Below are 24,786 nucleotides of genomic sequence, written 5' to 3' on the forward strand. Positions count from 1 at the left end.
AAAAGGGGCGGGGGCATCACGATGGGGGGGGCGCGCGGGCCGGGGTGGGGGGCTTCGCGAGTGGTCGAAGTGATTGAAGGCGGCGAAGTTCACCGCAGGAGCGTTTTGCTCCCGTGTGGGCGGGCCTTCTGTGCAGTGTCCGGCGTGACCGCGCAGACGCTTCCGCGCCCGCTCGGGCGGGCCGAAAGAAACGTGATTTAGAGATCGGGGAAACTCCGGGGGCGTCGCCTCGGGGAACGCGGGCTGTGCGGCGAAGATTCAGCGGAGGGGCGGGGGGAAAAAATTCTGCGGGGGGGGGGCGGAGTGCGTCGCGTTTCCTCTCGACTGCGCCTTTTTCGGCAGGGCCTGCGGATGAGCGCGACTTCCTGCTCCCAAAGCAGACGCGCGTCCGACTCCCTCGAAAAATTACTTGAAAATGATTTTCATTTTTGCTAACTTCATTTCACGCCTTCCCCGAATACCCCGGAAGACGCGCTTCAACCATTCCGGGACGCGCTCGCGCTTCCCGACGACATACGCCGGTCCCACCCCGGCAGAGGAGCATCATCATGCAGACGTTCGTCGTTCTTGTCATCCTTGCCCTCGCGGGCGTCTATCTCTTCGCCAGATTCCGCCGTTCCGTTTCCGGCGGCGGCTGCGGTTGCGGCTGTTCCTGCTCCAAAAAGGGCGGCTGCGCTTCCTGCGCCACCTCGCTGGAACCGCTCCGGATCAAAAAACATCCCGACAACAGCGCGCCTCGTTCCTGATGTCGTAACTGTGCGCCGTCGCGGGTCGCCGGGGCGTGATCCGCTCCCTTTTTTTCCTCCTGCGACGCGCAAAATGTTCCGCCTCGGCAAATTTCCGGGCCGAAGTCGTGCGCGCGGCTCTTCCCTTTTTCAGAATCGGGCCTATTTTCTGAAAAAAAGGAGTATTCGCATGAACACGCTGACCCCCCGGCAGATAGTTGCCGAGCTCGACAAATATATCATCGGCCAGGAACAGGCCAAACGCATGGTGGCCGTGGCGGTGCGCAATCGCTGGCGTCGGCAGCAGCTCGATCCCGCGCTGCGCGACGAAATAGCTCCCAAAAACATCATACTCATGGGCCCCACCGGCGTGGGCAAAACCGAAATCGCCCGCCGACTGGCCAAGCTCACCGGCGCGCCCTTCATCAAGGTGGAGGCCACCAAATATACGGAAGTCGGCTACGTCGGCCGCGACGTGGAATCCATGATCCGCGACCTCATGGAAATCGGCATCAAGCTCGTGCGCGACGAAGAAGGTCAGCGCGTGGCCGCCAAGGCCGAAGCTCAGGCCGAAGAGCGCCTGCTTGATCTTCTTCTGCCCGGCAGCAGCATGGAGGCGAGCCGCGAGGCGACGCGCGAAAAGCTGCGCAATCTCTGGAAGCTCGGCCACCTCGACGATCACGAGGTGGAAGTGGAAGTCACCGAACAGGCTCCCCAGATGGACATGTTCGGCATGCCCGGCATGGACAACTCCCTCGGCAGCCAGATGAAAAACATGATGAGCCGTTTCATGCCGCCCAAGACGCAGAAAAAGCGCATGAAGACCCGCGCCGCCTACGATATTCTCGTGCAGCAGGCCCGCGATTCCATGATAGATGAGGAACACATTGTGGAAGTGGCCCGCGAACGCGTGGAGCAGAGCGGCATTGTGTTCATCGACGAAATAGACAAGATTGCCAGCTCGGCGGCCCAGCAGCGCTCCTCGGACATCTCGCGCGAAGGCGTGCAGCGCGACCTTCTGCCCGTGGTGGAAGGCTGCGTGGTCAATACCAAGCACGGCATGATCCATACCGATCATATTCTGTTCATCGCGGCGGGCGCGTTCCACTTCAGCAAGCCCTCGGACCTCATTCCCGAACTCCAGGGCCGCTTCCCCTTGCGCGTGGAACTCCAGGCCCTCGGCAGCAAGGAATTCTACCGCATCCTTACCGAACCGCACAACTCCCTGCAAAAGCAGTACAACGCCCTGCTTTCCACCGAAAACGTCACCCTCCACTTCTCCGAAGACGGCCTGCGCGAAATCGCGTCCTTCGCCGAAGAAACCAACGCCAGAACCGAAAATATCGGCGCCCGCAGACTCTATACCATCCTTGAGAAAATCCTCGCCGATATCTCCTTCGACGCCCCCGAACGCGCCGGACAACACATCGTCATCGATAAAAACTACGTCTGCGAACACCTCGCCGACGTCAGAAACGACGTCGACCTCCAGCAGTTCATCCTGTAAAGACAGGAAAGGCAGAAAAGGCAGGAAAGACAAAAAGGCAGGAAAGGCATGCGGGGGAAATAATTCCCCCCGCGCCCCCCTGTTTCTGCCTCCCGGCTTCGCCGGTTCGGCAGGACAGGGTGAACGGGATTATGCCCGAAGCTATGGGCGAGGCGAGTGTTCGGAAAGGCAGCGGCTGCGAGGGATGGTGTGCTCGGCGGGCGCTGCTCGGGCTGCGGACTCAGTGCAGGTGTGTCCTCACGGACCCACCTGCGGTGGCCGACTCCTGTCCGGCCTGCGCCGGACAGTCGTGTCAAAGGAAGGGATTTCCAGATTTCTTTTGGGGGAACAACGAGGTCAGCCCGCAGAGGTAAAACGGAAAACGTTCTTTCAACGCTCTGGGGCCCGCGACCTGTCTTCAGACGGTCGCGCCGACGGGCATAAGTAGGCGGGATTCACTCCCGCCGTTAAACGCAATGTCCGTCGTGCAGGCCGCGCGGTTCGTACAGCGTGTCTTGCGCAAACGGGGCGTGGCGGAACCTGGAGCTTGAATGTTGGACCCACCTGCGGTGGCCGACTCCTGTCCGGCCTTCGCCGGACAGTCGTGTCAAAGGAAAGGATTTCCAGATTTCTTTTGAGGGATTCCTCGCATGCTTCTGCATTGAGCAGTGCCGTATTCTCCCTGAGATTCTCACATTGCTTGTTGCGAACGTAAAAAAAGGCCGCGGCCCGAAGATGGGCGGCGGTCTTTTTTGTCTTTGGGGAAGAGACGATAAAGTTCAGAGCGCGGCCTTTTTTCAGCGAGGGCCCTGAAACATCTTTCTTACCCTTGAAAAATAAAAGTTTTAGGAAAGGGGATAGGGGTGCGGGGAAAGGGGAAAAGCCCTTTTTCAAAAGGGTTTTCCCCTTTCCCCGCAAATCTTGCCCTCTCTTCTTCCTCTCCTATTCCATAGCGGATTTCAGGATGAAGCTGCGGGAGTCGACTTTTTGGCGGGCCATGCCGTTTTCGATAAGGAAGGTCATATCGTTATCGAGGCTTTTGATATCGTTTTCATTGAGTCGTTTATTGTAGTGGGACCAGGCGTAGAGCTGTTCGGCGTCGGCGATGGAGATATTTTGTTCTTTAGCGCCGAGGGCGACGGCTTCGTCGTGGTGGGCCATGATCCAGTCGTAGGCTTCATCCTGGACGGCGACGACGTCTTTGAGCAGTTCGGGCTGTTCATCGATGAACTTTTTGCTGGCGCACATGGCGAGGATGGGGGTAACGAGGCCGGTAGCGGTAGCGATGACGGGTTTGCCCGCCTGTTTGGCCTTGACGAGAGCGCCTGCGGCGATGAGGGCGGCATCGACCTTGCCGGACATGAGGGCTGAGAAGCTCTGGGGGATGCCCATCTGGACGAATTTCACGTCGCGGATGGTCATGCCTTCTTTGGCGAGTCCGGCGACGAGGAGCTGATGGAGCACGGTGCCCTTGGGCCCGGCGACGGTTTTACCGCGCAGGTCTGCGAAGGTTTTGGGGCCGTTTTCCTGACCGACGATGGCGAACACATCGGTGGGGCGGGAGGCTCCGGCAATGATGATGACCGGATTGCCTTCGGCGTTGGCCATCTGCACGGAGGTGGTGTTGAGCACGCCGCCGACGTCGAGAGCGCCGGACGCCATGGCGGTGGCCTGCTGGGCGCCGGAATCTATTTCATGCCACTGCACCTTGATGCCCTTGGGTTCGAGTTTTTTCTCAAGGAGCTTGTGCTCCTTCATGACGATCATCTGCAGATTGAAGGGCGACTTCACATAGCTGATGTTGAGAGCGCCTTTTTCGGCGAAGGCCGGGGAGGCGGCGAGGGAAAGGGCCAGGGCAAGGGCGAGTGTTTTGAGCATCTTCATAATAATTACAACTCCTTAGTATTCAGATGCGTAAGAATGTTGCGGCGAATGAAGTTTCGCCGTTCGGGGCCGGTGTTTTCGGAAATGTCGAAGCTTTCCACGATGACGCCGCGATCCATGACGCAGAGGCGGCTGCCGAGGCGCAGGGCTTCTTCCATGTCGTGGGTGACGAGCAGGCAGAGCGAGCGGGACATGAGTTTCTTGAGCATGTCCTGAAGTTTTTCCCGGGTGATGGCGTCGAGCGAGGCGAAGGGTTCGTCCATGAGCAGGATGCGCGGCGAGCGGAGCAGGGCGCGGGCCACGCCCACGCGCTGGGCCATGCCGCCGGAAAGCTCGCGGGGCATGGCGGAAAGCACGTCCGGGGAAAGTTCCACCATGTCGAGGGCCTCCGCCATGCGGATATTGGCGTCGCGGCAGACGCGGGGCAGGGCGAGGCGGAGGTTTTCGCCTGCGGTGAGCCAGGGCAGCAGGCGCGGATCCTGAAAGACCACGGCGCATTCTTCGGGGCGGGGGAGCACGAGTCCGGCATCCGGGGATTCGAGTCCTGCGGCGATGCGCAGCAGCGTGGACTTGCCGCATCCGGACGCGCCTAAAAGGCAGGTGACGCCCTGCGGAGCAAGGAACATGTCGGTTCCGCGCAGCACTTCGCGCGATCCGAACGATTTGCGGATGCCGCGCAGCAGCTCGACGTTTGCGGATGAAGTTGCGGAATCAGTCATGCGGCGAGCTCGGGAAAGCGGCGCTTGAGCAGCGCGGAGGAAAGGGAGGAGAAGGCGGCGTCGAGGGCCCAGCCCAGAAAGCCGATGATGAGAATGCCCACAATGACTTCGTCGGCACGCTGCATCTGTTCGGCGTCCATGATCATGTAGCCGAGGCCGCTGCTGGCGGCGATGAGTTCGGCGGCGATGAGGGCGCGCCAGCTGTAGCCGAAGCTCAGGCGCAGGCCCGTAATGATGGAAGGCGTGGCCGCAGGCAGCAGAAAGAAGAGCACGGTGCGGGTGCGGGAAAGATGGAGGCTTGCGGCGAGCTCGCGGAACGACGCGTCGAGTCGGCTCAGGCCGTCGCGGGTGTTGAGATAGATCGGAAAGAACGAGGCCAGCACGATGACGGCAATCTGCGTGGCGTCGCCGATGCCGAGCCAGAGAATGAGCAGGGGCGTGAGGGCGAGCGGAGGCGTCATGCGCATGAAGGAGAGCGTGCCCTGAAAAAGCTCGTCGAGCAGCCGCCAGCGATACAGCAGCGCGGCCGTGCCGAAGGCCAGCGCCACGCTCAGACAGAAGCCCGCCGCAATGCGGTAGAACGACGACAGAACGTGCTCCGTAAGTACGCCGCTTTTTGCCATGATAAGCCCGGTTTCCAGCACGCGCCCCGGCCCGGGCAGCAGATACGGCGATACCGCGCCGGACACAATCTGCCAGACAATAAGCACAACGGCGGGTATAAAAATGGACTTTATCATGCGCATGCCCGCGATTCTAGAACGCATGCGCCCGACTGTCCATGCAGAAATAACGTATTTTTTGTCACAAACGCAGGCATGAACAGACCCGCCGCCGACGCCCGACAGGACGCCCGCAGCGGGCCCTCAGGAGGAATGAAACGCAGGAAAGGCAAAAAGGCAGAAAAGGCAGGCGGGGGAAATAATTCCCCCCGCACCCCCCTGTTTCTGCTTCGCAGCTAAAGCTGCTTCAGCAGGGCGGGAGTGTGGGCGTAAGGCGTGTTGCCGAATCTGGGCGGGAGTTTGGAAAGGCGGGGACTGCGGATGCCGGAGTGCTTGGCAGGCGCGGTTCGGTCTGCGGACGCAGTGCAGGTGTGCGCTGCCGCGCCCACCTGCGGTGGCCGACTCCTGTCCGGCCTGTGCCGGACAGTCGTGTCAACGGATGGGATTTCCAGATGTTTTGGGGAAAACATCAAGAGTCGTAAAGGTAAACCGGAAAGTGTTCTTTCAACGCTGTGGGGCCCCGGGCGACGGGGCGAAGCAGGCGGAATTCACTTCCGCCGTCAGCGCCGCCCCGTCGTGCAAGTTCTGCGTTCGTACAGTGTGTCTTGTACAAACGGGCCTTTGCGTTACTCCAGCCCCCTTAAAATGTCACGCGCAGACCCATCATGAACTGATGGACATAGTTGTCCTTGGACTTCAAATTCATGCCGTCCACAATGCCGGTGACGTTGCCGTTGTCCATCATGAGGAAGCGGTAACCGATGTCGGCGGAAAGGTTGTCGGTGAAGGCGTAGGAGCAGCCGAGCCCCACCTGTCCGGCAAACACGGTGTCGGTGTCGCTGTTGGAACCCAGCAGATCGGCGGCAAGACGGGTGTGATTCACATGTCCTTCGGTCTTGAGGAAGGCCATGCCGAGACCTGCGCCGATGTAGGGCGTGAAGCCGTTCCAGGTGGTGATGTCCCAATAGGCGTTCGCAAGCAGCGTCTGGAGGCCGACCTTGGCGTGGAAAGAATGATCGCCGTCGCCTTCGGTTTTGGAAATGCGTCCGTAAGCGCCGTATTCGAGTTCGGCGCGCACGGGCACGCTGAACACGGGATTGAAATCGTAACCCACGGCAAGAGCGCCGCCGGCGCGGGCTCCGGTTTTGGAATCGGAGCCGAGGCCCTGGCCGTGATACGAAAGTTCGCCCTTGGAATGCTGAACGTTCAGCACGAATTTCGGCGCAATGTACACGCCGACAAGATCGGCGGCTTTGGCCTGAACGGGCAGCAGCAGGCAGGCGGCCATGAGCAACATTCCGAATTTCTTGAACATGTGATTTCTCCTGTTTGAAGGTGGCTTGTCTGGAACGCAATGTTCCGGCAGTCGGGCGCTGGCCCGGCGCCGCTCCGGCGCGCGGAACGTTCTGCGGCGGAACCCGGCAAGGCGGCGTTGTCCGTCGGAGTGCGGCGTCCGCCTTGCCGGGGACATGCCTTATTTATAGCGCGGCGGGGAAGCGACGCCATGATTATCATGCGTCGGGGCGTGAACAATGGGAGTCGGGACGAGGGCCGGAGAGGGAGAGCAACAGAAGCAGGAGAAGGGAGTGGAAGGAGAAGAGAATCGTGGACGGGCGACGGGGGCGGGTGCGGAGGGGGGGGACGGATGAGGACAGGGGAGCGGCCAAAGATTGCGGCGGGCGTGGCGGAAGGCAATCGCTAACGGGCGGGCGTCCGCCGGAAGAGCGAACGACAGGTTCGGCGGCGCGGCATGATTCTGAAAGGGGGCGGAGGAAGAGGCCGCGGCACGAGTTCGGGACTGTGCAGGCCCCTGCGGGAGAGAGGCCTGCCCCAACGGCATTTCCCGGGACGGCAAGAGTTTTCGGGGCGGTGGAAGTGTTCGGGGGGAACGTTTTCCGGGGTGCAAAAAGTCCCCGGATGCGTCAGGGCAGGCGGGGACTTTGGAAAGGCGGGAATGGGAGATTATTTGTTTTCGGGGAGTTCTTCGGTGGCCTTTTCGTCGGCGGCTATTTCTTCGGGAGTGCGTCTGCGCAGGCGGAGTTCGTAGAAGAAGAGCATGACGAGGGAGATGAGCAGGGGCACGAGGTAGTAGAGCACGCGGAAAACGAGGATGGCGCCGAAGAGGCGTTTGGGATTCACGCCGTGGATGATGTGCATGAGAATGAGTTCGAGCACGCCCACGCCGCCGGGAACGTGAGTGAGCACCACGGCCACCTGTGCGAGGAGGTAGTTGGGAAGGAAGTCGGCAAAGGTGAGGGTGCTGTGCTCGGGCAGGAGCACGTAGAGACAGGCGGCGGCGACGAGCAGGTCGGCGCAGGCGACGGCGGTCTGAGCGAGGGCGATGGGCAGGGTAGGCAGGGCGAATTCTTTTTTGAAGATGCGCACGGCGCGGCCTCTGGCCCACCAGCAGACGAGCAGATAAAGAATGCACAGGGCGAGCAGACCCGCGCCGAGGGGGCGGATGTGCCCGGGTTCGATGCCGAGTTCCGGGGGAATGTGAACGTTGGCGAAGAGAAGCACGCCGCCTGCGAGACCGAGTGCGCCGATCCAGAAGGTGACGGCGAGCATGAGCACAAGGCGCACGATGTCGATGGGATGGAAGCCCCAGGCGCTGTAGAGGCGATAACGCACGGTGGTGCCGCCGAGCAGCGCGCCGAGGTTGTAGCTGACGGCGGAACCGGCAAAGGACACGAGACAGACCCGGGGGAAGGGCAGACGCCGATGAATGGCCCGGACGGCGAGCCAGTCGTAGCCCACGAGGATGGCGTAGTTGATGACGACGAGCACAACGGCAAGAATAAGTTGCCGATGTCGTATGTGGAGAATGCTGTCTATGATTTCTTCCATGCTGTAGCGCTTGAGCTTGTCGTAGAGAAGCCAGCAGGCCAGCGCACAGATGAAAAGAACGAGGAGCTTTCCCAGAATCGGCAGATATTTTTTCGTCTTCGGCAAATCACACACCCGGAAAATACAGAGTCTCGCCATAAGGCGGGGAACAAATTTGTGCGCCATCACAATACCGTTATGGAAGGGCAAAGGCAAGGGGAGAAAGGTAACAAATTGAGGGGGAAGGTTTTTTCATCACAAGATGAGCGCCGGAGAGGGGGCGTTGCTGCGGGGCGGAATGTTTGGAAAAGTCTGGCGTGCCATCCGTTTACCGGGTTGCGGAAGAGGGGCAAGCGGGCGAGGGAAGAGCGTCGTTTTTATCATTTGTTGAGGAAAATTTGATACAAATTTCACAAAAAAACAATAAAAGATAAGGAAGTTTTTTGGAGGGGAGGAAACGGGGCGTTGTGCCGGAGGCGAAACAGGGGAGGCGGGGGCTTGTCCCGACTTGTCGGGTGAATTATTTCTGATCTTGCAATGGTTCGGGGAGCCCACAGTCCCGTTTGCCAGGACACACTGTACGGCCTGCTCGACTTGCACGACGGGCATTGCGTTTAACGCGGGAGTGAATCCGGCCTGATTATGCCCGTCGGCCGGGCTTCTGAGGTCACCCGGGGCCTCAGAGCGTTGAAAGACGGCCCTCCGGCAGGCACTCCCCCCCTTCGCCCACAGCTTCGGGCACAATCATCCCGTTCACCCTGTCCTGCCGAACCGGCGAAGCCGGGAGGCAGAAACAGGGGGGCGCGGGGGGAATTATTTCCCCCGGCGGGGTTCGGGGCGGAGCCCCGATGCTCCGGTCTGTCACCCTTCCTCTATCCTCTCCCGGGGGAATTGACGCTGCGGGGCGGGGCAGTTAATCTCTGGTTGAATTTCAGGAGGGAGAGATGTCGGCAGAGAAGGCGGGACTGGAGCCGTGGCCTGCGGCGGTGAAGCGCGGCAGGGGGCGGCCGCGCAAGGTACGCGCTGATTCGGCGGTGGAGGGTTCTGCGCTGCTGGAGGCGCAGGCGGTGATTGACGCGCCGGAGGGCGTTTCGCAGGAGAAGGAGAAGAAGCCCACGGCGCTTTCAGCGGCGCGGCGGGCTCCGTCGGACAGTCTGCGGGCGCTGGGGGAGCGCTGGCTGGACGAGCTTCTTGCGGTGCGGGGGCTTTCGCCGATGACGGTGGACTCGTATCGGCAGGACATTGCCTCGCTGTCGTCGTTTCTGGAGGAGAGCGGGCTCGGTGACTGCACGGCGAAGCAGGCGCTTTCGCGTTTGGACGACGAGCAGCTGCTGCTTTTTGTGGTATGGCTGCGGCGTCGGGGCGACGGCAAGCGAACGCTGGCGCGGCGGCTTTCGTGTCTGCGCGGATTTCTGGGCTGGTGCGTGGATCTGGGGCTCATGGAAGGCAATCCCGCCGAGCTTCTGGACGGGCCCAAGCTGCCGCGGGTTTTGCCCAACGTGCTGACGCGTCAGGAAGTGCTGGCGCTCATCGACGCGCCGGACACGCGCACCAAGCTCGGGCGGCGCGATCACGCCATGCTTGAACTCATGTACGCGTCGGGGCTGCGGGTGTCGGAACTCGTGCATCTGCGGCCTCTGGACATTGATCTGCAAAGCGGCGTGGTGCGCGTATTCGGCAAGGGGCGCAAGGAACGCCTGGTGCCGATGCACGCGCGGGCCGTGGCGGTGATGGACGACTATCTGCGTTCGGTGCGCCCGGAGTTCATGCCGCAGGAAAGCGTGGTGTTTCTGAATCGGTCGGGCATGGGGCTCACGCGGCAGGCGGTATGGAAGCTGATCCGCCGCTACGCCCTGGAAGCCCGCATCGGGCGCGACATTTCGCCGCACACCATGCGGCACACGTTTGCCACGCATCTTCTGGAAGGCGGGGCCGATCTGCGCACCGTGCAGATGCTGCTCGGCCACAGCGATCTGGCGGCCACGGAGCTTTATACGCATGTGCGGTCCGATCTTCTGGAAGACGTGTACCGCCGCTGTCATCCGCGCAACGCGTATCATGCCGAAGGCGCGGATTCCGGCGAAGGCGGGGAGGGCGCTTCCGCAGGCGCGGGCTCTGTTTCCGACGCGGCCTCTTCCGCGGACGCAGATTCTTCTGCCGCGTCTTCCTTCATCGCCGCGGCGTCGGATTCCGCTCCGACCCCTGCCGCATCTTCCGCACCACGCGACGCATCCCTCCCCAGCGAGGAAAACTCAAAGGATGATTCCCATGAACGTTGATACCGTCGTCACCTGCCACGCCAACGCCGACAACGACGCCCTTGCCGCGCTGGTGGGCGCGCTCGCGCTCTATCCCGACGCCGTGCTCCTTTTCCCCGGCAGTCAGGAAAGGCAGGTGCAGGAATTTTACGACGAAGTGGTCGAACCGCTGTATCCGTGCGTGAGTCAGCGCGAACTCGACATCACGCAGGTGAAGCGCCTCGTCGTGGTGGATACCCATCTCGCCAGCCGTCTGCCCCAGGTGAAAAAGCTCCTCGAACGCAAGGATCTGGAAATCCACGTGTGGGACCATCATCCCCTGAGCGACGACGAGGGCGACGATCGCCTCCCCGCCGCCCTCATGATGGATGACGCCGTCGGCGCGGTGAGCACGTTTCTGGTGGAGGAAATCCGCCGACGCAACATCGATCTGACCTGCGAAATCGCCACCTCCCTTGCGGGCGGCATTTACGGCGACACGGGTTCCTTCGTGTACAGCTCCACCACCCCGCGCGACTTCGAGGCCGCCGCATGGCTGCTTTCGCGGGGTGCGGATCTCGCGGTGGTGAGCCGTCTCATCACGCGCGTGATGGGCCGCGAACAGCTCAAGGCCCTCTCGGTCATGCTCGAAAACACCCAGGCGCGCGACATCGGCGGCGGGGTGGTCATGGCCATATCGTCCATGCAGAGCGAAACCTTTCTCGACGACTTCGCCACCCTCGCGCCCCGCATCATGGAAATCGAAGACTGCTCGGTGCTTTTTGCCATTGCGTCCATGGAAGACAAGGTGCAGGTCGTGGGCCGCAGCCGCACCCCCCTCGTGGACGTGGGCGAAATCTGCCGCAGGCTCGGCGGCGGCGGACACTACTATGCCGCTTCCGCCTCCGTGAAGGACATGACCCTGCCCCAGGTGCGCGACTTTCTCAAAATGCAGGCTTCGCTCATCGTGAACGCCGACGAAAACGCAGGCAAGCTCATGACGAGCCCCGCCCTCGGCGCGTCGGAGAGACTCACCATCGGCGAGGCGCAGTCGCTCATGATACGCTACGGACTCAAGGCCGTGCCCATTTTCGCCGACGGCACCCAGCGCTGCATAGGCATTCTCTCGCAGGAAACCGCCGCCAAGGCCTGCGGTCACGGGCTCGCGAACATCGCGGTGGGCATGTACATGCAGCGTTCCTTCAACGTGGTGCCGCAGAGCGCCGGCATTCAGGAACTCGTGGACATCATGGTGGGCGGTCAGCAGCGGCTCATCCCCGTGGTGGACGGCCCCGATCCGCAGGGCCTCGACGACGAAGAACGCGAAGAAGAACTTCTCACGCGCTCCGTGGTGGGCGTGGTCACCCGAACCGACATCATCCGCCTGTTCATGGGCGAAAACGGCGCGCACATTCCGCCGGTGAGCCGCAAGGCCCGCAAGGAACGCAATCTCGTTTCCGTGATGCGCAAGCGCCTTTCGGCTCCCTGTCTCGACTTTCTGCGCATGGCTGGCGAAATCGGACACGACGTCGGCGCGTCGGTGTACGTGGTGGGCGGCTTCGTGCGCGATCTCGTCATGGACGGCAAAGGCCTCAAGTGGCCGGATATCGACATCGACCTCGTTATCGAGGGCGACGCCATGGCCTTTGCGCACAATCTGGCCATCCGGCTCAAGGGTCGCGTGCGCGAGCACCGCGAATTCATGACCGCCATGCTCGTGTTCCCCGCCGAAAGCCTCTGCGCCGACGTGGAGAGGCATCGCCGCACGCACCTTGCCGACACCACGGAAATCAAGGTGGACATCGCCACCGCGCGCCTCGAGTTCTATTCCGAACCCGGAGCCCTGCCGCAGGTGGAACGCGGTTCCATCAAGATGGACCTCTATCGCCGCGACTTTTCCATCAACGCCATGGCGGTGCGTCTCAATCCGCAGGTGTTCGGCCAGCTCGTGGACTTCTTCGACGGGCAGGAGGACATCCGCAACAAGCGCATCCGCACCCTGCACGCCCTGAGCTTCGTGGAAGACCCCACACGCATGTTCCGGGCCGTGCGTTTCGAGCAGCGCTACGGATTCCGCATGGGCGCCCAGTGCGAACGCTTCATGCGCAACGCCATAGACGATCTGCATCTCATTCATCACTTGTCGGGCTCGCGCATCTGCCACGAGCTCGAACTCATGATGGAGGAACGCAATCCCTATCTCGGCTTCCGCCGCATGGACGAACTCGGCCTGCTTGCCGAAGTGCATCCGCTGCTCGCCATGAACGACGAAAAACGCGACATGGCCGACCGCGTGCGCCGCGTGCTCGAATGGTACATGCGCATGTACCTGCCCGAAGAACCTGATCTGCTTATGCTCATGGTCATTGCGCTCTGCCGCCGCGCCCCGGCACCGGAAGTGGAATCCCTGCTCGCCAGACTCCAGTTCTCCGACAGAAGAAAAAGAGAAACCATGCAGGTGCGCTCGGCCATCATGGCCGCCCGTTCCGGCATGACCCAGTGGGAAAAGAAAAAGGGCCCCATCAGCGACCTGCACCGCATGCTCGGCCGCGCCCCCCTCGAAACGCTGCTCTACCTCCTCGCCCAGGAAAACAACCCCGAGCAGCACGAAAAACTGACCCGCTACATCTACATGGGCCGACAGATGAAGCCCGATATCAACGGCGACGACCTCAAACGCATGGGCATCCAGCCCGGACCCATGATAGGCCGTATCCTGAACGACGTGCTCGCCGCCAAACTCGACGACGAATCCATGCCCCGCGACGACCAGCTCGCCCTCGCCGCCCGCCTCGCCGTCCACTACGTCGCCGAAGAGGCCGCCGCTGCCAAAGCCGAAGAGAAGTAAAGGCAGAAAAGGCAGGAAAGGCATGCGGGGGAAATAATTCCCCCCGCGCCCCCCTGTTTCTGCCTCCCGGCTTCGCCGGTTCGGCAGGACAGGGTGAACGGGAAGATTATGCCCGAAGCTGTGGGCGAAGGGGGGAGTGCCGCCGGAAGTTCGTCTTTCAACGCTCTGGGGCCCCGGGCGACGTCAGGAGTGCAGCAGGGGACTGCGGACGCCGGGGAGCTTGGAAGGCTCTGTTCGGTCTGCGGACTCAGTGCAGGTGTGTCCTTACGGACCCACCTGCTGTGGCCGACTCCTGTCCGGCCTGCGCCGGACAGTCGTGTCAAAGGAAGAGATTTCCAGATCTTGAGGGAGAGACTCAAGTCCGGGGAAGATTCGGTCGGAACTTTCTGGAATGGCAACGCCGTCCCCGCCTGCGTCGAATCGTCGAGGCAAAGGAAGGGATTTCCAGATGTTGGGGGAGAAAAACAAGGGCGGGAAATTGCGTGGTTCTGCACATGTGGCGATATGTTGCCATTTCCCCCTTGTTCATCCCCCAAAATTAAAAGTTTTAGGAAGGGGAAAGGGGGTGCGGGGGAAAGGGGACAACCCTTTTTCAAAAGGGTGTCCCCTTTCCCCCGCATCTCTCTTCTCTCCCACCCTCCCTCCTTCCCTTCTCCCTTTCTTTTAAGCGGGGAATCCGTTATGGTGGAGGGGAGTGGAACGGTATAATGGAGCTTTTGGGGGTAAGGAATGTCGCCTTTGAATCCTTTGACTGACAATGAGCTTTCGGGATATCGCTCCTTTTTGAAGGAGAGGACGCAGCGTTTTCAGGAAGAGATGGCCCGTCTTCGACGGGGGCATGGGTCGCTGAAGCTGTATGCGGATTTACACAAGCGGCTGGGGCTGCATCGCGGTTTGGATCCCGAGGGGCGGGACTGCTGGCGTGTAGCGGAGTACATGCCGCAGGCGACGCGGGTATGGCTGGCGACGAGCCGCACGAATTTTGAGCGGCGTCCGGAATACGAGCTGGTGAACGTTGGCGGCGGTTTATGGCGCATGTATCTGCCGAAGGACGCGCTTTTTCACGGCGACTACTACGAGTTGCACGTGGAGGGCACGGGCGAGAGCGGGATAGTGCGCAGGGTTCCGGCGTTCGCCTGCTGGGTGGAGCAGCAGAAGGACAATCCCGACATGTGGTGCGCGCGGGTATGGGATCCGCAGACGCCGTATCTGTTCCGGTACGACAGGCCGGTGCGTCCGAAGTTTCCGCGCATTTACGAAGCGCACATCGGCATGTCGCAGGATGCGCGCAAGCACACGCCGGGCTCGGTGGGCAGTTACGACGATTTTATCCGCGACATGCTGCCGCGCATCAAGTCCGACGGCTACACGGCGGTGCAGCTCATGGGGGTTCCCGAGCATCCGCTGTACAAGTCCTTCGGGTATCAGGTAAGCAGTTATTTTGCGCCGTCGTCGCGCTACGGCACGCCGGACGGGTTCTGTCGTCTGGTGGACGAGGCGCATCATCTGGGGCTTTCGGTCATTCTGGACATCACGCACGCGCACGCCTGCGCCAACACGGAGCAGGGCATTGCGCGCTACGACACCAGTTCGTATTTCTTCGACGAGCGCTCCAATCAGTGGGGCACGCCGTCGTTTGACTTCAGCAAGGACATGACGCGGCGCTTTCTGCTGTCGAACTGCCGTTACTGGATGGAAGAGTTTCATGTGGACGGGTTCAGGTTCGACGCGGTAGGCAACATGCTCTACACCGATCACGGCATCGGCGACAGTTTTGAGCATGTGGGGCGCTGCTTTTACGGGCCGGACGGCAAGCGTCGCACGAATGCGGCGGGCGAGCTGTATCTGTGCCTTGCCAACGAGCTTGTTCACAAGCTGAATCCTTCCGCCGTGACCATTGCGGAAGAGTTCAGCGGCATGCCCGGACTCACCTGTTCGCCGGAGCAGGGCGGACTCGGCTTCGACTACCGTTTTGCCATGGGCCTGCCGGACTTCTGGGGCAAGTACGTGAAAACGCCTTCGGCGATGGGCAGGCTGTGGTATGAAATGACCAACCATCGCCCCTACGACCGAACGATCAGCTATGTGGAATGTCACGATCAGTGCATCAACGGCGACGACGCCATGATCTGGCGGCTTGTCGGCGACGCCATGTACACCCGCATGAGCCCCTTCAACGCCACCTGGAACGAAACCCGCGGCGTGGCGCTTTATCGGCTCATGCGCGGCATCACTCTCATGTCCGCCGACGCGGGCTACCTGAACTTCATGGGCGCGGAATTCGGCCACCCCGAATGGCTCGACGATCAGGAACACGCCCACCGACAGTGGCAGCTCGCCGAAGATCAGGTGTCGTTCTACGCGGCCCTCGCCCGCTGGGACAAGGCGCAGATGAAGGAAATCGTGGACAAGCACCGCCGTGACTTCGCAAAGGGCCCGGAATTTCGCTTCATCCATGAAGACAAGCGCCTGCTCGCCTTCTCGCGCGGCAAACTGCTCTTCGCCTTCAACTTCCACGAAACCCGCCCCGAACCGGACTTCCGCTTCCGCGTGGAACCCGGCAAGTACGTCGAACTCATGTCTTCCGACGAACCCCGCTTCGGCGGCTGCGGCAACCTCGTCCCCCATAAGCCCCCTACCGAACACTTCAGCGACGCCTCTACCGGCATCGACCTGCAGGACATTACCCTCTACCTCCCCCCGCTCACCATGCTCGTCCTCGAACGACAGTAGAAGTGAAGAGAGGAAAGGCAAAAAGGCAGAAAAGGCAGGAAAGACAGGAAAGGCATGCGGGGGAAATAATTCCCCCCGCGCCCCCCTGTTTCTGCCTCCCGGCTTCGCCGGTTCGGCAGGACAGGGTGAACGGGAAGATTATGCCCGAAGCTGTGGGCGAAGGGGGGGGAGTGCCGCCGGAAGGCCGCCTTTCAACGCTCTGGGGCCCCGGGCGACGTCAGGAGCCCGGTCGACGGCAGGCAAGTAGCCGGAATTTACTTCCGGCGTTAAACGCAGCCGCCGTCGTGCAAGTTATGCAGGCCGTACAGTGTGTCTTGCGCAAACGGGCATGCGTGTTCTTTGGGACACTGCTAGGTCAGAAATAATTCCCCCCGCGCCCCCCTGTTGCCGCCGAAGGCTGCGCCATTCGGCGGGGCGGGAGTGTGCAGGCAAAGCGCGTTGCCGAAGATGGCGGAATGTCCGTCGGAACTGTCGGCAAGAGCAACGGCGCGTTCGTTTTTGTTGGGCAGTCGTGAATGAGGCTGAGAGAGTCTTGCCAGTTCAAGGAACTCAAGAAAGTTTAAACCACAAAGGAGCCGGGAGAAAATCCCGACTCCTTGTCTTTTTTTACGGTTGGTCGGCGAAGCCGGTCAACCGTCGGCACGGCGGGCGGGCGCGACAGCGCACGTCCGCACTGAGATGGCAGCCGAAACCACGCCAGCCCAGCCAATCGGCCCGCCGAACGGCGAAGCCGGAGGCGGAATCAGGGGGGACCGGGGGGCTTGTCCCGACTTTGTCGGGGAATTATTTCCCCCGGCGGGGTACGGGGCAGCGCCCCGCATCTCCGGTCTGTCTCCCTTCCAATCAATCCGGGGCGGAGCCCCGTTGCTCTTGCCTGTCCCCTTCCTCTACTTCCCGATGAGTTCGAGGGTATGGCAGGCTCTGGCGGTGGCTTTGAGGCGTTTCAGGTGGTTATTGAGCTGGAGGACGCATCCGGGGCACTGGGCGGTGACGACGTCGGCGCCGCTTTCGATGACGGCTTTAGCTCTGGCCTCGCCGAGTTCGTCGGCGATGTCGGGGTTTTTGAGGCTGGAGATGCCTCCGCCGCCGCAGCAGGCGCCGGGGTCGGGGAGTTCCACGAGCTTTATCCAGGGCTTGGACGCGAGTTCCTCACGGATGGCGTGTTTCACCTGATTGTCGAGGCGGAAGTGGCAGGGATCGTGAACGGCGACCACGAGCGGATCGCCGGCGCTCACGGGGCGTTCCTTCTGGCGCAGGAGGGCTGCGGCGGGCAGCGGCGGCAGGGGGGAATCGAAGCCGAAGCGGGCGTCGTGGCGGCGCAGGAACACGGCGGCGTCCACGATGCGGCCGGCGAGATCCTTTCCGGCCAGGGTGTATTCGCGCGAGAGGGTGCGGTGACAGGTGGCGCACAGGGTGAGCACCGGCATGGAGCCGCAGGCGGCGAACACTTCCGCGTTATGGGCCTGCGCCTTTTCAAAGGCTTCGCCGAAGCCGCTGAGCTGGGCGGGCGCGCCGCAGCACGACTGGGCGCGGGGCAGAAACACGGTGTAGCCGCGCGCGGTGAGGGCGTTTACGAGGCGCAGCGAGGCTTCCACGTTCACGAGGCCGCCGAAGCAGCCCGTGAACAGCGCCACTTCGCCGATCTGCGTGACGTCGTCCGGCGGCATGATGCGTTCGGGCAGAAGGTCGTACAGCGATTTGGAAGCGAGGTTCGGCATGCTGCGCTTGCCCGCCGCGCCGCACAGGGCGTCGGGCAGGTGACGTATGCTGCCGCGCCGATCCAGCGGGAACAGCCACTGGAAGAACGAACAGGCGCGCACCACCTTGCGCGTGAGCTCGCGCCGGGGCAGAAGGGCGCAGGTGACGAGCTTTTCCAGGCGGCGCTTCATGGTGAGCTTGCCGTCGCCTTCGGCGAGGCGGGCGTCGAGAATGATCTGCGCGCCGTCCACGCCCTTGCCGCAGATTTCCGTGCAGGAGAGGCACTGCATGCAGCTCTTGATGGATTCGTGGTAGCGTTCGCCGGGGGTAAGTTCGCCGGAAGCCACGGCGCGGGCCAGATCGATGCGCGCCCGCGGGCCGAAGGTTTCCACGAGATAATGCTTGTAACTGGGGCACACGCTCAGGCAGCGGCCGCAGTATTCACAGGTGGGGCCGTTCATGACTATCGCTCCAGCTTGCCGGGATTCATGATGCCGTAGGGATCGAACAGGCGGCAGATGCCCCGCATGATGCGCATTTGTTCGTCGCCGAGCTGCATGGGCATGTACTGCTTCTTTTCCAGACCGATGCCGTGTTCGCCGCTCACGGTGCCGCCGAGTTCCAGAATGGCGCGGGTGGAGGCGTCGCAGAAGGCGCGATAGGCGGCGTCTTCCGCAGGCACGCCCGGGCTGTAGAGCACCATGGGATGCAGATTGCCGTCGGCCGCGTGCGCGATGGTCACCACGTTGCAGTGATGTTCGTTCGCGAGCTTTTCCATGAGCTTGAGCGCCTTGGGCAGCAGCGACACGGGCACGGCGTAGTCCAGCGTGACCAGACGGTCGGCCTGACGCACCAGCGCCGCCGTGCCGCCGCGACGCGCCTTCCAGAGAGTGTCGCGTTCTTCTTCCGTGGCCGCGAATTCCATGCCGATGGCGTGATGTTCGCCGCAGATCTTTTCGATGGTCTTCATCTGGCCTTCGAGCACCATGTCGGGGCCGTCCACCTCGATGAGCAGAGCCGCGCCCGCGCCTTCGGGGCAGGGCACGCCGTACACTTCGGCCACGGTTTTCAGGAACACGCCGTCCATGAGTTCGAGCGTGCAGGGCAGAATGCGGTGACCCACGATGTCCGTGACCACGGAACCGGCTTCGGCGGCGTCGTCGAAGTAGGCGAGCGCCGTGCGGATGCTTTCGGGCAGCGGAATGAGCTTCACCGTGACTTCGGCGATGAAGCCGAGCAGGCCTTCGGATCCGCAGATGAGGCGGGGCAGATCGAAGCCCGTGACGTCCTTCTGACAGCGGTTGCCCATGCGCACGATTTCGCCGCCGGGCAGCACCACGGTGAGGCCGAGCAGGTAGTCGCGGGTGACGCCGTACTTGGCTCCGCTTGCGCCGCCCGCGTTGGTGGACACGTTGCCGCCGATGGTGGAATAGAGGCAGGAGGTGGGGTTCGGCGGATACATGAGGCCCTTTTCTGCGGCGGCCTTCTGCAGCTCGGCGGTGACGCAGCCGGCCTGCACGCGGGCGAGGCGATCGGTGACGGACACCTCAAGCACCTTGTTCATGCGCGAGCTGCACAGCACGAGCCCGCCCATGACCGGCACCGGAGAGCCGGCCAGACTGGTGCCGGAACCGCGCGGATACACCGGAACGTGATGCTGATTGCACAGCCGCATGACGGCCGAAACTTCTTCCACCGTGGCAGGCAGGGCCACGGCGTCGGGCTTGTGATTGGCGAAAAGGTCGTAGGCGAAGGAACGCAGATCCTCTTCGCTTTCCAGAAAGCCCTCGGCTCCGAGAATATTTTTCAGCTCGCCGGCAATGCCGGAAGGCAGACTCATAGCTTTTCTCCTCTTGTGCTAGCGCGTCTTCAGATAACGTTCGATGCGGTCCATGGCTTCGGAGAGCCTGTTCTCGTCCACGGTGCAGGCGAGGCGCACGCAGCCCTTCACGGTTTTTTCCGGCCCGAAGGGGAAGCCCGGCACCACGATGACCTGTTCCTTGTCGAGCAGATCGAGGGCAAAGGCCAGGGAATCCTGTTCCGCGGCCTCGATGTGCGGGAACAGATAAAAAGTTCCGGCAGGTTCGAGGCAGCGCACGCCGGGCATGGCGTTGAGGCGTTCGGCGGCCAGATGCGTGCGGCGGCGATAGGCGTCGCGGAAGGCGTCGAAGGGCGCGCGCGGGCCCTTGAGCGCGGCCAGGGCGGCGCGCTGATTCGGCGTGCCGGTGCTCGCCACGGAGTAGCTCAGCACTTTAATCATTTCCTTCATGATCCAGGAGGGGCCGAGGGCGTAGCCCACGCGCCATCCGGTCATGGCAAAGGCCTTGGAAAAGGAATTGAGCACCACCGTGCGCTCGAACATGCCCGGACGCGTGGCAATGCTTTCGGCCTTTCCCTGAAACACGATGCTGTCGTACACCTCGTCGGAAATCACCACAAGGTCGTGGCGCACGGCGAAATCGGCGAGCATGTCGAGGGTGGCGGCGTCGAAGACCACGCCCGAAGGATTGCAGGGCGAGTTGATGAGCAGGGCGCGCGTTTTCGGAGTGAGGGCGGCTTCCATGTCGTCGAGGGTGGGAATGAAGCCGTTCTCGAAGCTGGTGGCCACGGGCACGAGTCTGCCGCCCGCGAGGGCGCAGTGGCCCTGATAGTCGGAGAAGCAGGGCGCGGGGGTGAGCACTTCGTCGCCTTCGTCGAGCAGGGTGCGCATCACGGCGAGCAGGCCGTGCATGGCTCCGGAGGTGATGAGCAGATGTTCCTCTCGCCAGGGCAGGCCGGATTTGGCGCGTTCGGCGTCGAGCAGGGCGGCGCGCAGATCGGGATCGCCGGAGGAGGCGGCGTAATGGGTGTAGCCGTGTTCGGCGTCCTTCATGGCGGCCTCGCACACGAAGGCGGGGGTGTCGAAGTCGGGCTCGCCGATGCTGAGGGAAATGACGTCGTGATAGGCGGAAGCCTTTTCGAGCATGCTGCGGATGACGCTGAAGCGCAGCGGCGTGACGTGGGAACTGAGTTTCGTGTTCATGACAGATACCGGTTGAGGAAGCGGAAGGCTTCCCGTTGAAGGCGAAAGAAAACGCCCGCGCCCGGACGCGGGAATATTCCCGGGCCCGGGCCGTGGGGGATCAGAAAAGGTTTGCGGCTACAGGTATCCCAGCATGCGGGGGATGGTGAGACAGAAGGCGGGCACGTAGGTGACGAGCAGCAGCACGGCGAGTTCCACGGCGATGAACGGCAGCACCGAGCGGATGACGTAGGAGAGGTCGAGCTTTGTGACGCCGCAGATGACGAACAGACACACGCCGAGCGGCGGGGTGAGCAGTCCGACGGCCATGTTGAGCACCATGATCATGCCGAAGTGCAAAGGTTCGATGCCCACCTGCGTGGCCACGTTGAGGAGCGTGGGGGCCAGAATGATGATGGCCGCGCCGCCTTCCATGAACATGCCGACGAAGAGCAGCAGGATGTTGAGCAGAAGCAGGATGACGAGCTTGTTGCTGGTGACGGACTGAATGAGGGCGGCGAGCTGATTGGGAATCTGTTCGGCGGCGAGGAGCCAGGCAAAGGCGTTGGCGGTGCCGATGATGAGCAGCAGCACGGCGGTGGTGAGCACGCTGGAGCCGAGGACTTCGATGAGGTCCTTCATGCGGAGGGTGCGGTGGCAGATGCCGAGCAGCAGGGCGTAGAGCACGGCGACGGCGGCGGCTTCGGTGGAGGTGAAGATGCCGAACATGATGCCGCCCATGATGATGGTGGGGGCCATGAGGGCGGGGAGGGCCTTCCAGAATTCGCGGCAGAAGCGTTTGATGGTGAGGGGATTGGGATCGCGGGGATAGTTCTCGCGGATGGCGACGAAGTAGCTGTAGGCCATCATGCCGAGGCCGAGCATGAGTCCGGGCACGATGCCTGCCATGAACAGTCCGCCGATGCTCATGCCTGTGGTGACGCCCATGATGACCATGAGGATGGAGGGCGGAATGATGGGGCCCATGGTGGAGGCGGCGGCGGTGACGGCGGCGCTGAAGCCGGGATTGTAGCCGTTCTTGATCATGCCGGGAACCATGATGGAGCCGATGGCGGCGGCGTCGGCGACGGCGGAGCCGCTGATGCCGCCGAGGAACATGGAGGCGGCGATGTTGGAATGGGCGAGACCGCCGGGAATGCGACCGACCAGCATGTAGGAGAAGTCGATGAGGCGCTGGGTGATGCCGCACTTGTTCATGAGGTCGCCGGCGAGCACGAAGAAGGGCACGGCGAGGAGGGAGAAGGAGTTGAAGCCCTGGAACATGCGCTGCACGACCACGAGCAGGGAGGTGTCGTGAAGCATGAGACCCGCCACCGTGGTGAAGGCGAGGCAGAGGGCGACCGGCACGCCGAGGAACAGCGAGACCAGAAAGACGAGAAAAATGAGCATGAGCATGACGAGATCCCTACTTGCTGTCGCGGTTCTGAGAGAGGGGATCGAAGACGGGGGCTTCCTGAGAATTTTCGCAGGTGGCGGCGACTTCGGAGATGTCTTCCATAACGGTGCTTGCGATGCTGGCGTTGGAACCGGCGCTGGTGGGGAAGCGGTCCTGGAGCATGTCGGCGATCATGGAAAGGGCCATGAGGGCGCCGCCCACGGGCAGGCAGAGGTACGGATAGATCATGGGAAGCTGAAGCGCGGGAGAAACCTGCATGGCGCCGCGCATGGCGAAGGCCCAGCCCTTGACCGTGACGAGCAGGAAGAAGGCCAGCATGACAAGCTGGATGATCGGGGCGAGATATTTGTCGTACACGCCGGAGGGCAGATGTTCGACGAGGATGCGCACGCCGAGATGCCTGCCCTGACGCAGGGCGGCGGCGCTGCCGAGCATGGCCATCCAGCACATGCTGAAGCGGGCGATTTCCTCGCTGGTTTCAAAGGTGAACAGATGCGTAAAGCGGCAGAAAACCTGCCCCAGCGTGGCCACGACCATAATAATGCAGAGGGCGATGCCCAGCCACAGACTGACCTTCATGAGAACATTGGTCAGCCTGTTGACCTGAAGGGAGATCAACGTCATGACATTTTTCATTAGGGTAAACCTCAAAGGGAAGGAAGCGTCCGACAGGCGCTTCGGTTAAGGCCCGCACAGGAAAAAGTCGGGGACGATGCCACCGTCAAAAGACCGTGCGGATGTTTCGGGACAAAACAACCGGGAAAGGCTCATTCCGCAGAAAAAGCCTTTCCCGGGAACACTGGCTGCGGGTCGGAATCGCCTACTTGCCGGATCGGGCTATCTTCACCATTTCCTGAGCTTCGCGGATGCACTCATCCATGAGCTGCTGTTCGTGGCCGGCCACCTTGGCTTCGGCTTCGTTCGCGGCCTTGATGGCGTCGTCGACCCACTGCTGACCGACGCGGTCGGCAATGATCTTGAGGGCGGCGGGCTGGGCGGCTTCGCGGAACATCTTCTGTTCTTCGGGGGTGGGCTGATGAATCTTCATGCCCTTGTCGGCCATGTCCTTGAGGGCGGCGGCGTCGCTTGCGGCGGTGATGCCGGCATGCACGATGCAGAAGGCCTGCGCGCCCTTGTAGAGAGCTTCCTGCTGAGCGGGGGTCAGGCTCTGGAACTTGTCTTCGTTGATGAAGATGAGCAGCGGGCCGTAGAGATGACCGTCAAGCACGAGGCTGTCCTGCACTTCGTAGAACTTGGAGTCGTGAATGTTGGCGATGGGGCATTCCATGCCGTCCACCACGCCCTGCTGCAGAGCCATGTAGAGTTCGCTGTAGGAAATGGGAGTGGGGGAAGCGCCGAGACCGCGGGTCATGGCCATGTGGGCGGGGTTTTCCATCACGCGGATCTTGAGATCCTTCATGTCGGCGGGGGATTTCAGTTCCACGCCCTTGGCGGTGAAGTGACGGAAGCCGTGTTCGGCCACGGCGAGAATGCGCACGCCGGTTCTCTTGCAGAATTCGTCGGAAAGCTTCTTCACGAAGTCGGACTTCAGGAATTCCCAGCCGGCGGGACTGCTCTGAATGAGGTAGGGAATGTCGAACACCATGGTCTGGGGCACGAAGTTGGCGGCGGGGCCGCTCGTGAGGGTGCCCATGTCGATGGTGCCCATCTGAATGCCTTCGAGGGCTTCGGCTTCGCCGCCGAGCTTACTCGCGTGATAGAACACGAGTTCGACTTCGCCGTTGGTGGCTTTGCGGACCATGTCGGTATAGACGTCGGCCGCGCAGACGGTGCGGTTTTCCGGGGTATCGGGGCCGGAGTTGGCCACCTTGAGGGTGATTTTGGCCTCAGCGGCGACGGAGCCGGCGAGAAGCATGGCCAGAGACATGAGAACTGCAAGAGACTTTTTCAAGGGAACGCACCTCTGAAACTTGCTGTTGATGGGGAGAGAACGCTTTCCGGTCGTTGTGGCGCAACGGAAAGACTGCTGTGAGCACGTTATTCCTGATGGATGATTTTGTCAATAATGATACAAAACACAACCATTTGAAATAAATTTGCTTTTTTAAAAATATTCAAAATTTTTCACGGTTGTCGACAAAAATGACCTTGCGAGGTGACATTTTTGGCAGAATCGGGACGGCGTCTGATGCAAAAAGTGCCCCCTTTGTGAAGGCGGAACAAGCGGGGAAAACGCGCCTTGAAGAGTGCCTGCGACGACGCACTGCGCATTCGGGCTGAGGAAGGGGAACTCGGTGACAGGGGTATTCTGCGCGAGGGGGGGGAATGCCTGGAACAGGAGAGCAACGCCGCCTCGAAACAGCGGGCTATTCTGCGAGGGGGAGATGCCCGCCCCCGCCCGCATCTCGGGCGCTTCGGCGTTTGCTACGTACCATTTGCGCAAGACGCGCCGCGCGGCCTGCGGAGCTTGCACGACGGGCATTGCGTTTAACGGCGGTAGTGAATCCCGGCTGCTTATGCCCGTCGGTG

At 62.0% G+C, this 24,786-nt stretch carries 17 protein-coding genes; 5 read left to right on the top strand and 12 right to left on the bottom strand.

The window, feature by feature from the left end; translation table 11 throughout:
• The first annotated feature begins 548 nt into the window (after positions 1-548).
• Both Q0K02_RS11770 and hslU read left to right on the top strand, forming a co-directional pair.
• Positions 549-746, top strand: a complete 198-nt coding sequence (locus Q0K02_RS11770; RefSeq protein ID WP_294489151.1) for a hypothetical protein — start codon at positions 549-551, stop codon at positions 744-746.
• Between the two features lie 169 nt (positions 747-915).
• A complete protein-coding gene (gene hslU, locus Q0K02_RS11775) occupies positions 916-2,232 on the top strand; it encodes an ATP-dependent protease ATPase subunit HslU (RefSeq protein WP_294489154.1) in 1,317 nt (438 codons plus the stop codon).
• Between the two features lie 921 nt (positions 2,233-3,153).
• Here hslU and Q0K02_RS11780 read toward each other — a convergent pair.
• From Q0K02_RS11780 to Q0K02_RS11800, 5 genes are all read right to left on the bottom strand, one after another.
• On the bottom strand, positions 3,154-4,095 hold the full coding sequence (locus Q0K02_RS11780; protein WP_294489156.1) for an NrtA/SsuA/CpmA family ABC transporter substrate-binding protein: 942 nt from the start codon (positions 4,093-4,095) through the stop codon (positions 3,154-3,156).
• 5 nt (positions 4,096-4,100) lie between these two features.
• Entirely contained in the window at positions 4,101-4,814 is a 714-nt protein-coding gene (locus Q0K02_RS11785) for an ABC transporter ATP-binding protein (protein ID WP_294489159.1), read from the bottom strand.
• Positions 4,811-5,581: an ABC transporter permease gene (locus tag Q0K02_RS11790; protein ID WP_294489162.1), complete on the bottom strand. Its 771-nt coding sequence runs from the start codon at positions 5,579-5,581 to the stop codon at positions 4,811-4,813. Before Q0K02_RS11790 ends, Q0K02_RS11785 begins: the two co-directional genes overlap by 4 nt.
• Positions 5,582-6,176: 595 nt before the next feature.
• On the bottom strand, positions 6,177-6,851 hold the full coding sequence (locus Q0K02_RS11795; protein WP_294489165.1) for an outer membrane beta-barrel protein: 675 nt from the start codon (positions 6,849-6,851) through the stop codon (positions 6,177-6,179).
• 647 nt (positions 6,852-7,498) lie between these two features.
• Positions 7,499-8,488, bottom strand: coding sequence for a YbhN family protein (locus tag Q0K02_RS11800; protein ID WP_294489167.1), 990 nt, complete (start codon positions 8,486-8,488; stop codon positions 7,499-7,501).
• An 818-nt stretch (positions 8,489-9,306) separates the two neighbouring features.
• On the opposite strand from Q0K02_RS11800, the gene Q0K02_RS11805 reads away from it, so the two are divergent.
• The 3 genes from Q0K02_RS11805 (at position 9,307) to Q0K02_RS11815 (ending at position 16,180) form a co-directional block, all read left to right on the top strand.
• On the top strand, positions 9,307-10,641 hold the full coding sequence (locus tag Q0K02_RS11805; protein ID WP_363315686.1) for a site-specific tyrosine recombinase: 1,335 nt from the start codon (positions 9,307-9,309) through the stop codon (positions 10,639-10,641).
• Positions 10,631-13,447 (top strand): CBS domain-containing protein, encoded by a 2,817-nt coding sequence (locus Q0K02_RS11810; RefSeq protein WP_294489171.1) that lies wholly within the window; start codon positions 10,631-10,633, stop codon positions 13,445-13,447. Before Q0K02_RS11805 ends, Q0K02_RS11810 begins: the two co-directional genes overlap by 11 nt.
• 729 nt (positions 13,448-14,176) lie before the next feature.
• Entirely contained in the window at positions 14,177-16,180 is a 2,004-nt protein-coding gene (locus Q0K02_RS11815) for an alpha-amylase family glycosyl hydrolase (protein ID WP_294489173.1), read from the top strand.
• An 887-nt stretch (positions 16,181-17,067) separates the two neighbouring features.
• On the opposite strand, the gene Q0K02_RS11820 is transcribed toward Q0K02_RS11815, so the two are convergent.
• The 7 genes from Q0K02_RS11820 to Q0K02_RS11850 form a co-directional block, all read right to left on the bottom strand.
• Positions 17,068-18,339, bottom strand: coding sequence for a (Fe-S)-binding protein (locus tag Q0K02_RS11820; RefSeq protein ID WP_294489178.1), 1,272 nt, complete (start codon positions 18,337-18,339; stop codon positions 17,068-17,070).
• 2 nt (positions 18,340-18,341) lie between these two features.
• Positions 18,342-19,718 carry an FAD-linked oxidase C-terminal domain-containing protein gene (locus Q0K02_RS11825; protein WP_294489181.1) on the bottom strand — a complete coding sequence of 459 codons (1,377 nt, stop codon included), beginning with the start codon at positions 19,716-19,718 and terminating at the stop codon, positions 18,342-18,344.
• An 18-nt stretch (positions 19,719-19,736) separates the two neighbouring features.
• A complete protein-coding gene (locus Q0K02_RS11830) occupies positions 19,737-20,900 on the bottom strand; it encodes a pyridoxal phosphate-dependent aminotransferase (RefSeq protein WP_294489184.1) in 1,164 nt (387 codons plus the stop codon).
• 117 nt (positions 20,901-21,017) lie between these two features.
• Complete coding sequence (locus Q0K02_RS11835; protein WP_294489187.1) at positions 21,018-22,295, bottom strand: TRAP transporter large permease; 1,278 nt, start codon at positions 22,293-22,295, stop codon at positions 21,018-21,020.
• Positions 22,296-22,305: 10 nt separating this feature from the next.
• Positions 22,306-22,920 carry a TRAP transporter small permease gene (locus Q0K02_RS11840; protein ID WP_294489190.1) on the bottom strand — a complete coding sequence of 205 codons (615 nt, stop codon included), beginning with the start codon at positions 22,918-22,920 and terminating at the stop codon, positions 22,306-22,308.
• Positions 22,921-23,116: 196 nt separating this feature from the next.
• A complete protein-coding gene (gene dctP, locus Q0K02_RS11845) occupies positions 23,117-24,208 on the bottom strand; it encodes a TRAP transporter substrate-binding protein DctP (protein ID WP_294489193.1) in 1,092 nt (363 codons plus the stop codon).
• A gap of 153 nt (positions 24,209-24,361) precedes the next feature.
• On the bottom strand, positions 24,362-24,786 hold a 425-nt coding region (locus Q0K02_RS11850), incomplete at its 5' end, for a hypothetical protein (RefSeq protein ID WP_294489196.1).

The sequence above is a fragment of the uncultured Mailhella sp. genome (assembly GCF_944324995.1).
Lineage (GTDB): Bacteria > Desulfobacterota > Desulfovibrionia > Desulfovibrionales > Desulfovibrionaceae > Mailhella.